Origin of the sequence: Micromonospora sp. DT227 (genome assembly GCF_049841835.1) — a bacterium.
Classification (GTDB): Bacteria; Actinomycetota; Actinomycetes; order Mycobacteriales; family Micromonosporaceae; genus Micromonospora.
The window spans coordinates 83,737-95,638 of sequence record NZ_JBNCLA010000006.1; the positions used below are offsets into that span (position 1 = coordinate 83,737).

Here is an 11,902-nt window from a genome sequence, read left to right on the forward strand (position 1 = left end):
GGGAGGGCCCGATGAGCGTCTCGCTGGACGAGGTGGTCGGCGCGCTGCGCGCGTCGCTGCTGGACAACCAGAAACTCAAGCAGCAGAACCAGCAGCTCGCCGACCGGCTCACCGAACCGGTGGCGATCATCGGGATGAGCTGCCGTTTCCCCGGCGGGGTGCGCTCGCCCGAGCAGCTCTGGGAGCTGGTCGACGCCGGCCGCGACGCGATGGCGCCGTTCCCCGCCGACCGGGGCTGGGACCTCGACGCGCTCTACGACACCGACCCGGCCAGCCGGGGCACCTCCTACGTCCGCGACGGCGGTTTCCTGCCCGACGCCGGCGACTTCGACCCGGCGTTCTTCGGCATCAGCCCGCGCGAGGCCCTCGCCATGGACCCGCAGCAGCGGCTGCTGCTGGAGACCGCGTGGGAGGCGTTCGAGTCGGCCGGCGTCGACCCCACCGCGCTGCGCGGCGCGCCCACCGGCGTGTACGCGGCCACCAGCAGCCAGGGCGACTACGCGGCGCTGCTCACCGGCGTCGGCGGCGGCGTCGAGGGCTACCTCGGCACCGGCAGCGCGGCGGCGGTGGCCAGCGGCCGGATCGCGTACGCGCTGGGCCTGGAGGGCCCGGCGATCACCGTCGACACCGCCTGCTCGTCGTCGCTCGTCGCGCTGCACCTGGCCTGCCAGGCGCTGCGGCTGGGGGAGTGCACGCTGGCGCTGGCCGGCGGCGTGTCCGTGATGGCCACCCCCACCGTCTTCGTGGAGTTCTCCCGGCAGCGCGGCCTGTCCACCGACGGCCGGTGCAAGTCGTTCGCCGCCGCCGCCGACGGCACCGGCTGGTCCGAGGGCGTCGGCATGCTGCTCGTCGAACGGCTCTCCGACGCCCGCCGCCACGGCCACCCGGTGCTCGCCGTGGTGCGCGGCACCGCGGTCAACCAGGACGGCGCCAGCAGCGGCCTCACCGCGCCCAACGGTCCCGCCCAGCGGAAGGTGATCCGGGCCGCGCTGGCCAACGCCGGGCTCACCGCCGCCGAGGTGGACGTGGTGGAGGCGCACGGCACCGGCACCACGCTCGGTGACCCGATCGAGGCGCAGGCGCTGCTGGCGACCTATGGGCAGGACCGGGCCACGCCGCTGCTGCTCGGCTCCGTCAAGTCGAACATCGGCCACACCCAGGCCGCCGCCGGCGTCGCCGGCATCATCAAGATGGTGCTGGCCATGCGGCACGGCCGGCTCCCGGCCACGCTGCACGTCGACCGGCCCACCCCGCACGTCGACTGGACGGCCGGCGCGGTGGAACTGCTGACCGACGCGCGGCAGTGGCCGGCGACCGGTCAGCCGCGCCGGGCCGGCGTCTCCGCGTTCGGCGTCAGCGGCACCAACGCCCACGCCGTCATCGAACAGGTCGAGGACCCGCCGACCCCGCCGGCCGGACGTCCCGCCCCGCCGGCGCCCTGGGTGGTCTCCGCGCGCTCCGGGCCGGCGCTCGCCGGGCAGGCCCGCCGGCTGCTGGAGCACCTCGACGCCCACCCCGACCTGCGCCCGGCCGACGTCGCGTACGCGCTGCTCACCACGCGGGCGGCGCTGCCGCACCGGGCCGCGGTCACCGGCGACGACCCGGCGGCGCTGCGCGCCGGGCTGCGCGCGGTCGCCGAGGACCGGCCCGCGCCCGGCGTGGTCCGCGGCGTGGCCCGGACCGCCGGCAAGCTCGCCGTCCTCTTTCCGGGGCAGGGCGGCCAGCGGCCCGGCATGGGCGCCGAGCTGCACCGCCGGTTCCCGGTCTTCGCCGCCGCGTTCGACGAGGTGGCCGCCGAACTCGACAGGCACCTGAGCCGGCCGCTGCGCGAGGTGGCGTTCGCCGCGCCGGACACCCCCGAGGCGGCGCTGCTGGACCGCACCGAGTGGACCCAGCCCGCGCTCTTCGCCTACCAGGTGGCCGCGTACCGGCTGGTCACCGCGCTCGGCCTGCGCCCGGCGCACCTGCTCGGCCACTCCGTCGGCGAGCTGGCCGCCGCGCACGTCGCCGGCGTGCTGTCGCTGCCTGACGCGGCCACGCTGGTGGCCGCCCGGGCCCGGCTCATGCAGGCGCTGCCGGCCGGCGGCGCGATGCTCGCGGTCCGCGCGTCCGCCGCCGAGGTGACGCCGCTGCTCGACGCGCGGGTGGCGCTGGCCGCGGTGAACGGCCCCGAGTCGGTGGTGCTCTCCGGCGACGAGGACGCGGTGCTCGCGGCCGGGGAACGGCTCGCCGCCCAGGGCCGCCGGACCCGCCGGCTGCGGGTCGGCCACGCGTTCCACTCGGCCCGGATGGACGACATGCTGGCCGAGTTCCGGGTGGTCGCCGAGAAACTCACCTGGCAGCCGCCGAGCGTGCCGCTGGTCTCCGACCGCACCGGCGAGCCGCTCACCGACGCGCAGGCCACCGACCCGGGCTACTGGGTCGAGCACGTCCGCGACACGGTGCGGTTCTCGTCGGCGGTGGCCACGCTCGCCGCCGCCGGGACCGGCACCTTCCTGGACCTGGGCCCGGACGCCGCGCTGACCGCGCTGGCCCGCGAGTGCCTGCCCGACGCCGAGCCGGCCGCGTTCGTGCCGGTCGCCCGGCGCGAGCTGTCCGAACCGGCCGGCCTGCTCGCCGCGCTCGCCGCCGTGGACCTGCGCGGCGCCGGCGTACGCTGGCCCGCGCTGTTCGCCGGCACCGACGCGACCCGGGTCGACCTGCCCACGTACGCGTTCGCGCACGAGCGGTTCTGGCCCGACCCGATCCGGCTCGACCTGGGCCCGCGCCCCGCCGACCCGGCCGACGGCGAGTTCTGGTCCACCGCCGAGGACGGCGACCCGGCCGCGCTGGCCGCCCTGCTCGGTCTCGACGACGACGCCGCCGGCCCGCTCGGCGACCTGCTGCCGGCGCTGACCGGCTACCGGGACCGTCGCCGCCGGACGGCCACCCTGGACGGACTGCGCTACCGGACCGGCTGGACCCCGGTCGACCCGCCGACCGGCGCCGCGCCGGCCGGCCCGTGCCTGGTCGTCGGCCCACCCGGCGACCTGCTCGACGCCGTGACCGACGCGGTACGCGCCGAGGGCCTGGACCCGGTGCCCGTACCGGCGCCGCCCGGCGTCGACCCGGTCGCCGCGCTGCGCGACCGCCTCGGCACGGTCACCCCGGTCCGGGTGATCTCGCTGCTGCCCGCCGTCGCCGCCGGTCACGCGTCGGCGGACACCGGATCGCCGGCGGCCGGACCGGGGCCGGGAACCGGCGCGGCCGGAGCGACGGCCACCGCCGGCGCGGACGTCCTCGCCGGCACCGTCGCGCTGGTGCGGGCGCTCACCGACGCCGGGGTCACCGCGCCGCTGTGGTGCGTCACCCGGGGCGCGGTCGCCGTCGACGCCGACGACCCGGCGCCCGACCCGGCGGTCGCCACCGTCTGGGGCCTCGGCCGGGTGCTGGCGTTGGAACACCCCCGGCTCTGGGGCGGCCTGCTGGACCTGCCCGCCGAACCGGCCGGCCCGGACGCCGCCCGGCTCGCCCGCGTGGTGGCCGGGGACGGCGTCGAGGACCAGCTCGCGATCCGCGCCGGTAACCTGCGCGCCCGCCGGCTGGAACGCGCGCCGGCCGGCGTCGACCGCCCGTGGCGGCCGGACGGCGCGGTGCTGGTGCACGGCGACGCCCCGGTCCGCCGCCCGTACCTGCTGCGCCGACTCGCCGAGGCGGGCGCGACCCACCTGCTGCTGGCCGGTCCACCCCGGCCGGCCGACACCGACCGGGCCGGTGACGGGCGGACCACGGCGGACGGCGCCGAGCAGATCACGGACGGCGTCGAGCGGACCACCGTCGACGGCGTCGAGCGGACCACGGTGCACGGCGTCGAGGTGACCACCGTGGCCGGCCCGGACGCGCTGTCCGCCGCGTTGGCGCGACTGGCCGCGGCCGGCACGCCGGTGCGTACCGTGCTGCACGTGGCCGACGCCGGCGGGGCCGGCGAGCCGGTCGCGGCGGCCGATCCGGACCGGTTGGCCGAAACCGTCGGCGCGCACCTGGCCGCGGTGACCCGGCTCGACGCCGCCTGCGCCGACCACCCGGTCGACAAGTTCCTGATCTTCGTCTCCACGGCCGCCACCTGGGGCAGCGGCGGCGCCGCGGTCACCGCCGCGACCGGCGCCGGCCTGGCCGCCCTCGCCGCCCGCCGCCGCGCCGCCGGTCGACCGGCCACCGTGCTGGCGTGGGCGCCGTGGCACGGCGAGGTCGCCGACCCGGAGCAGCTCCGCCGCCGGGGCATCCGCCCGCTGGACCCCGACGTGGCCCTCGACGCGCTGGACCGGGCCGTCGCCGCCGGCGGCGACGAGGTCGCCGTCGCGGACGTCGACTGGCCGGCGTTCGTGCCCGCGTTCACCGCGGTCCGGCCCGCTCCGCTGCTGCGCGGCGTGCCGGACGCGGTGACCGAACCGACCGCCCCGGCCACCGGGACCGGCTCCGACCCGGCGACCGCGCTGCGGGACCGGCTGGCCGCCGTGCCCGCCGCCGACCGGCACCGGATCCTGCTGGACCTGGTCCGGGCGCAGGCCGCCACCGTCCTCGGACACGCCGGGCCGGGCGCGGTCGAGGAGGACCGGGACTTCCTGGAGTTGGGCTTCGACTCGCTCACCGCGCTGGAACTGCGCGACGCGCTGCGCCAGGAGACCGGCGCGGAGCTGTCCGCCACCCTGCTCTTCGACCACCCCACCCCGGTCGCGCTGGCCGGCCACCTGCTCGGCGCGATCCTCGGCGGGCCGGCCGCCGACGCGCCCGCCGACGCGGCGTCACCGGAGGGCGCGGGCGGCCTGCTCGGCGGGCTGTTCCGGCAGCCCAAGGCGCGCGCCGACGCGGCCGGGTACGCCGAGCTGCTGGTCAAGCTCGCCCAGTTCCGGCCCAGCTTCCGCACCCCGGAGGAGCTGACCCGACCGGCGGCCGTCATGCGGCTGGCCGACGGGCCGGCCACGCCGGTGGTCTGCTGCTGCACCATGTCGCTGCTCTCCGGCGCGCACGAGTACGCCCGCGTCGCCGCCGGAATGCGCGGCCGGCGGGACGTGTGGGCGCTGCCCAACCCCGGCTTCGGCGTCGGCGAGGAGCTGCCCGCCGACCTCGACGCGCTGCTGCGGGTGCACGCGGACACCGTGCTGCGCGCGGTCGGATCCGGCGACTTCGTGCTGGCCGGCCACTCCGGCGGCGCGATGGTGGCCAACCTGCTCGCCGCCGAGCTGGAGCGGCAGGGCCGTGCCCCGGCCGCCGTGGTGCTGATGGACACCTACCCGGCCGGCAGCGAGGTGCTCGGCGGCTGGACCTCGCAACTGCTCGACGGGATGGTCGAGCGGGACAGCGCGTACACCCCGATGGACGACCACCGGGCCACCGCGTGGGCCGGCTACCTGCCGCTGTTCCTGGACTGGAACCCCACGCCGATGGCCGCGCCGACGCTGCTCGTACGCGCCGGCGAGCCGCTGGGGGAGTGGACCGGGGAACCCGACGGGTGGAAGTCGGTGTGGCCGTACCCGCACGAGACGCGGGACGCGGCCGGCGACCACTTCACCATGGTCGGCGAACGCGGCCCGGAACTCGCCGCCACCGTCGACGCGTGGCTCACCGAGCGGGGGCTGTGAGGCCGCCCCTTGGCTGCCCCTAACGCCCCCTATCGCGGTGGCGGACAACTGTCTTACCAGGAACCAGGACGGGAGCATGACGACGTGGACGAGGCAGTGGTGGTCGACGGGCTGGTCAAGAAGTACCGGCCCGACATGCCGCCGGCGGTGGACGGACTGAGTTTCTCGGTCGCCGCGGGCGAGGTCTTCGGTCTGCTCGGGCCGAACGGCGCGGGAAAGACCACGACGATCGGGGTGCTGACGACCCGGGTGCGGGCCACCTCCGGTCGTGCCCTGGTCTGCGGCGCGGACGTGTCCCGCGCGCCGGCCGTGGCCCGGCAACTGCTCGCGGTGGTGCCGCAGCGGGTCAACCTGGACCGGTCGCTCACCGTCCGGCAGAACCTGTTGTTCCACTCCGCGTACCACCGGGTGTCCCGGGCCCGCCGGGTGAAGCGGGCCGACGAGCTGCTGGAACAGATGGGCCTGAAGGACTTCGCGAAGGCCCGCACCGACTTCCTCTCCGGCGGCCTGGCCCAACGCACCATGATCGCCCGGGCGTTGATGCACGCCCCCCGGGTGCTCTTCCTCGACGAGCCGTCCGCCGGTCTCGACCCGCAGTCCCGGCTGTTCGTGCACGAGCGGATCGCCGACCTGAAGCGGTCCGGGGTCACCGTCGTGGTGACCACGCACGACATGGAGGAGGCGGAGAAGCTCTGCGACCGGGTCGGCATCGTCGACCACGGCAAGCTGCTCACCCTGGACACGCCGACCGCGCTGACCCGGACGCTGCCCGGCAGCAGCACGCTGACGCTCGTGGTCGCGCCCGGCGCCCCGGCCGAGGCGGTGCAGACCGCGCTGACCGACGTGCCGGACGTGGAACGCGTCGAGCGGCTGCGCGCGGGCGGCGCGGCGGAGCTGCCGATGTTCCCCGGCATGCCCCCGATGCCGACGCCGGAGGACCCGGACGCGCCGCTGTCGTTCCGGGTCTACACCGCCGGTGCGCCGGCCAACGCCGTGCCGATGGCGTTGAAGGTCCTCACCGACCTCGGCTGCGAGGTCCGTGACCTCAGCGTCGGCCAGCCCAGCCTGGAGGACGTCTTCATCCACCTGACCGGAAGGGACCTTCGGTGACCGTCACCGCCCCCGCCGCGCCGGCGCCGCCGGCCGTCACCGCACCCCCGCCGGTACGCCTGCGCGACCAGCTCACCACGTTCCGGGCGGTGCTCTGGCGCGACGTCTTCGTCACCAGCCGGGAGCTGGGCGGATTCCTGGCCCAGGTCTTCCTCCAGCCGCTGTTCATGCTGTTGATCTTCGGCAAGGTGCTCAAGGATCTCGGCTACGCCAGCGACGACTTCGCCAACGTGCTGCTGCCCGGCGTCATCGCGCTCAACGCGTTCCTGATCGGGCTGGAGAACACCGCGCTGCCGATGGTGATGGACTTCTCCTTCACCCGGGAGATCGAGGACCGGCTGCTGTCGCCGATGGCGATCCCGCTCGTCGCGTTCGAGAAGATCGTCTTCGGCGCGATCCGGGGCCTGGTCGCCGGGCTGGTGCTCATCCCGGTCGGCATGCTGATCCTCGGCGTCACCTGGCCGCTGTCCACGCTGCTGCCGGTGATCGGCGTGCTGGCCGCCGGCGCGCTGGTCGGCGCCGCCCTGGGCCTGACGTTCGGCACCCTGGTCCCGCCGCACCGCATCCAGATCATGTTCACGGTCACGCTGACGCCGCTGATGTTCACCGGCGCCACCCAGTTCCCGCTGCGCGCGCTGGACTCGCTGCCCTGGTTCCAGGTGGTCTGCGCGCTCAACCCGCTCACCTACGTCAGCGAGGCCACCCGGTCGCTCGTCGCGCCGCCCGGCGTCGAGTCGGTGCCGCTCTGGCTGGACCTGGTCGTGCTCGCCGGGGTGTTCGTGGTCTTCACCGCCGTCGGCATCCGCGGCTTCATGCGCCGGGCGATGGACTAGGGGCCGGCCGCGATGAACCCCGACGACGCCCCGCTGCTGCTGGTCAGCTCCGGCAGCGCGGGGCTGTTCAACCCGCTGCTCACGCTGGCCGGTGAGCTGAAGCGCCGGGCTGCCCGACCGGTCCGGTTCGCCTGCACCGACGAGCGGCGGGCCGAGATCGAGGCGCTGCCCGGCGACGGCGACGTGCGGTTCGTCTCGCTCGGCCCGCCCCGGGTGGAGGTCCGCCCGGAGCACTGGGACGACGAGACGCACCGCCGGATGTCCACCGGCTCCCGGGTGGTGAACTTCGCCAGCTACGTCGACGCGTCCACCGACTTCGACCACCTGCACGAGCTGTACGAGCGCTGCCTGGCGGTCATCGACGAGGTGCGGCCGGCGCGGGCGGTGGTGGACTCGTTCGCCTCGTTCGGCCTGGACGCGGCCATCACCCGCGGGGTGCCGTTCGTCATCAGCGTCACGGTGCCGCCGTCGAACTTCCTCCAGGACAGTCTGCCGCCGGCGTACCCGATGTCGCTGTCCGGGCTGCCACTGGCGATGAACCCCAGCCAGCGGGCGGCGAACGACCGCTACCGGGCCGCGCTGGTGGCCACGCTCACCGAGCCGGAGCGGCTCGCCCGCAGCACCGCCGCCGCGGCACGGCGCGCGGACGCCGGCATCAGCAACGTCGAGCTGCGCCCCTCCCAGTACGCCGAGGCGGCGGAGGCGCTGCTCGCCTACACGGTGTTCGGGCTGGAGTACCCGTTCGACACCGCGCCGGCGAACCTGCGCATGGTGGGCTCGATGGTGCCCCGGGAGATCGTGCCGAGCCCGGACGGCGCCGAGCTGCGGGCCTGGCTCGACGCCCACGAGTCGGTGGTCTACGTCGGCTTCGGCACCATCATGCGCCCGACCGCCGCACAGGTGGCCGCGCTGGTCGAGGTGGCCGCCCGGCTCGGGCCGGAGCACCGGGTGCTGTGGAAGCTGCCCGCCGCCCGGCACGCGTTGCTGCCGCCGGCCGACGAACTGCCACCCAACCTGCGCGTCGAGTCGTGGCTGCCGTCGCAGGTGGAGGTGCTGGCGCACCCGCACGTGCGGGTGTTCTTCAACCACGCCGCGGCGAACGCGATCCACGAGGCGGCCTGGTTCGGGGTGCCGCAGCTGGTGATGCCGTTCTGGTTCGACTGCTACGACGGGGCGGTGCGGGTGGTCGACGCCGGCGTGGCGCTGGCGGTCGAGCACGAGGACCCGCTCGACGTCGACGACGTCGTCGGGAAGCTGCGCCGGCTGCTGGCCGAGCCGTCCTTCCGCGACCGCGCCGCCCGCTGGCGTGACTGCCTGCGCCGCGCCGGCGGGGTGACCGCCGCCGCCGACCTCGTCCTGAGCGGATAAGGAAGGGCCCCTTCTTAACGCATTCGGTAGAGGCGGGGCCCCTTGTTAACACCAGGTGTTAACAAGGGGCCCCGCCTTACACCGACGGTCGGGTCAGGACGCGGCGGGCTGGATCTCCTCGCCCAACGGCTCGGCGAAGGCCACCAGCCGGGCCGGCAGGTCCGAGCGGCGCTTGACGTCGAGCTTGCGGTAGACCCGGGTCAGGTGCTGCTCCACGGTGCTCACCGTGATGAACAGCTTGCTGGAGATCTGCCGGTTGGTGTGGCCCTGCGCGGCGAGCGCCGCCACCCGGCGTTCGGCCTCGCTGAGCCCGTCCTCCGGCTCCGGCGCCTCGGCCGGCGGGCCCGCCGGAACGCTGCCCGGCTCGCGCCGGACCAGCCGCTGCGCCAGCACCGAGGCGCCGCAGTCCTGCGCCAACTGGTACGCCCGGCGGACCAGCAGCCGCGCCTGCGCCGAGTCGCCGGCCCGTTGCAGCGTTTGCCCGGTGTCCCCGAGCGCCCGGACCAGCTCCAGCCGGTCGCCGCAGCCCTGCAACAGGTTCACCGCCTCGGAGAGCAGCTTGCGGCGGTGGTCCGGCGCGGTGGTGCCGGCGAGCAGCCGCAGCGCCCGCCCCCGGGTGCGGTCGTCCACCCCGTGCGGCACCCGCAACTGTTCCTGGAGCAACTGGGTGGCGTGCGCCTTGTTGCCCACCGCGAGCTGCACCCGGGCCAGCTCCAGCCGCCAAGGCACCAGCCCGGCCACGTCCACGCCCCAGGCGCGCATGAGCTCGCCGCTCCGGCGCAGGTCGGTGGTGGCCGCGTGGGCCCGGCCGAGCGCCAGGTGGTGGCGGGCCCGGGCGGCCAGGTAGTGCAGCCCGAGCGGTGTGCGGAAGGCGCCGGCCGGCACGCTCTGCGCCAGCCAGCGATCCGCCTCGGCGTGCCGCCCGGACTCGGTGGCGCAGGCGATCAGCGTGGCCAGCGGGCCGGCCGCGGCGACGCCCCAGGCGGCCACCGGCAGGTCGTCGAGCGCGGCCCGGGCCTGCTGGTCGGCCACGGTCAGGTCGCCCAGCCGCAGCGCCGCCTCGGCGCGCAGCGCCCGCAGCACCGCCCGCCAGAGCGGGGCGTGCCGCACGGCCGGCCGCTCCAGCAGCGCCGCCGTCCAGGCGGCCACCCGGTCGGCGCGCCCGGCCCAGAGCAGCGCCAGCAGCGGCGCGGCCAACATGGGGAGCATGCCGTCGTCGCCGTGGTGGCGGTGCAGCAGTTGTTCGGCGCCGGCCACCGCGTCGTGGTCGCCGGTGGGTGTCAGCGCCGCGCCGACGAGGCCCAGCGCCTGCGCCGGTGAGGAGCCGCCGGCCAGCAGCGCGGTCCGCGGCGCACCGGCCGCTTCCCGTACGGCGGCCAGGTGCTCCGGGTGGGAGAGCCCCAGCAGCAGGTGCATCGTCCGGCGACGGCCCGTCGCGTGGGCCTGCTCGTCGTCCCCGGCGCAGCCGGCGATCGCCTCGTCGGCCTCCTCGACCCGCCCCTGCCACAGCAGGTACGGCGCGGCGGACAGGGCGGCGTCGGCCGGCCAGCCACCCGCCCGGGCGGCGTCGACCAGTTGGTCGAGTTGCCCGTTGACGGCCAGCGGGTTGATCTGCCAGCGCGCGCTGACCTGCATGGCGGTGATGGCGACCCGCTGTTCGTCGTCCACCTCGGCGCGTCCGACCAGGCGCAGGCAGCCGGCGGCCACGTCGGGCCGGCCGGCGGCGAGCGCCTGGGCGGCGGCGTCGTGCAGCACGGGCACGGTCCACCCGGCCTCCGCCCATCCGGCGGCGACCAGGTGCTCGGCCACGCCGCCCGGCTCGACGCCGTGTTCGTGCAGCACCTCGGCGGCCCGCTGGTGCAGGTCGCGTCGTTCGTCGACGGACATGTCGGCCAGGATGGACCGTCGGATCCTGGGGTGCCGCAGCCGATCCTGGTCCAGCAGGCCGGTGGTGCGCAGCACGCTGACCATCGGGGTGACCGACTCCGGCACCACGTCGAGCAGGTGGCCGAGCAGGTCCACCGGGCCGCCCGGCCGGTCCAGCACCGCCATCGCCTGTGCCACCCGGCGTACGCCCGGCTCGTGCCGGTACAGGCAGCCGAGCACCGCCTGGTCGAACGCGTCGCCGAGGGCGGCGTCCACGGTCGGTTCCTCGTCCGTCGCCGGGCGGGGGTGTTCCTCGATGAGCGCCCGGGTGAGCAGCGGGTTGCCGCCGGTCATCCGCAGGCAGCGCTCGGCGGCCTCGCGGGCCGCCGGCTCGACGTCGTCGTCGACCAGCCGGGCGATCGCCTCCACGGTCAGCGGCGGCAGGGTGATCCGGGTGAAGTGGGGCTGGCTGAACAGTTCGGCCCGGAAGTGCGGGTGCGACGGGCGCAACGTGCGGGCCTCCGCGAGCACCACCATGATAGGGGTGTGCCGCAGCCGGCGGGCGACGTAGAGGAGGCAGTGCAGCGACGCCGGGTCGGCGTGGTGCACGTCGTCGACGGTCAGCACGAGCGGCGCCGACTCGGCCAGTTCGAGCAGCGTGCTGAACAGGCCGTGCAGCACCGGCGCCCACACCTGGTCGGCGGCGTCGTCGCCGCCGTGTCCGGGCTCCGGCGGGGCGGCCGGGGAGTTGCGCAGCAGGCGCTCCACCCGTACCCCGGTCTCGGGGTCGAGCCGCGCCCCCTGGAGGAGTTGCCCCAGCACCCCCAGGTGCAGTCCGCGCTCGGCGCGCGACGCGGTCGCGCTGAGCACCCGGCCACCGGCGGTGGCCGCCCAGTCGCCGAACGATTCCAGCACGCTCGTCTTGCCGCTGCCCACCGCGCCGGTGACGAGCGAGACGTGTCCCCTCCGCTGCCGTTCGCAGTTCTGGAAGGTCTCGCGCAGCAGGGTGAGCTGTTCTTCTCGCTGTACCAGCACGTGTGTCGTCAGCCCTTCTCGTCGGCGGCGCCGCGACGGGGTCACCGCCGCCGGCAGGCCGCTCCGCCCGGT

General features: G+C 76.2%; 4 protein-coding genes and 1 pseudogene. 4 read left to right on the forward strand and 1 reads right to left on the reverse strand.

Going from position 1 to position 11,902, the window contains the following annotated elements; all coding sequences use genetic code 11:
* Positions 1 to 11: 11 nt before the first annotated feature.
* The 4 genes and pseudogenes from ACLQ2W_RS21090 to ACLQ2W_RS21105 all read left to right on the forward strand — a co-directional run.
* Positions 12 to 5,618, forward strand: a pseudogene (locus ACLQ2W_RS21090) (type I polyketide synthase); the annotation flags it as partial.
* Between the two features lie 84 nt (positions 5,619 to 5,702).
* Complete coding sequence (locus ACLQ2W_RS21095) at positions 5,703 to 6,728, forward strand: ABC transporter ATP-binding protein (protein ID WP_281940984.1); 1,026 nt, start codon at positions 5,703 to 5,705, stop codon at positions 6,726 to 6,728.
* On the forward strand, positions 6,725 to 7,561 hold the full coding sequence (locus ACLQ2W_RS21100) for an ABC transporter permease (protein WP_405089296.1): 837 nt from the start codon (positions 6,725 to 6,727) through the stop codon (positions 7,559 to 7,561). Before ACLQ2W_RS21095 ends, ACLQ2W_RS21100 begins: the two co-directional genes overlap by 4 nt.
* Before the next feature lie 12 nt (positions 7,562 to 7,573).
* Positions 7,574 to 8,929, forward strand: a complete 1,356-nt coding sequence (locus tag ACLQ2W_RS21105; protein ID WP_425787892.1) for a glycosyltransferase — start codon at positions 7,574 to 7,576, stop codon at positions 8,927 to 8,929.
* A 93-nt stretch (positions 8,930 to 9,022) separates the two neighbouring features.
* Here ACLQ2W_RS21105 and ACLQ2W_RS21110 read toward each other — a convergent pair whose 3' ends face one another.
* The gene (locus ACLQ2W_RS21110; RefSeq protein ID WP_425787893.1) at positions 9,023 to 11,830 is read right to left on the reverse strand and encodes an AAA family ATPase; all 2,808 of its coding nucleotides are present in this window, start codon (positions 11,828 to 11,830) and stop codon (positions 9,023 to 9,025) included.
* Positions 11,831 to 11,902 lie beyond the last annotated feature (72 nt).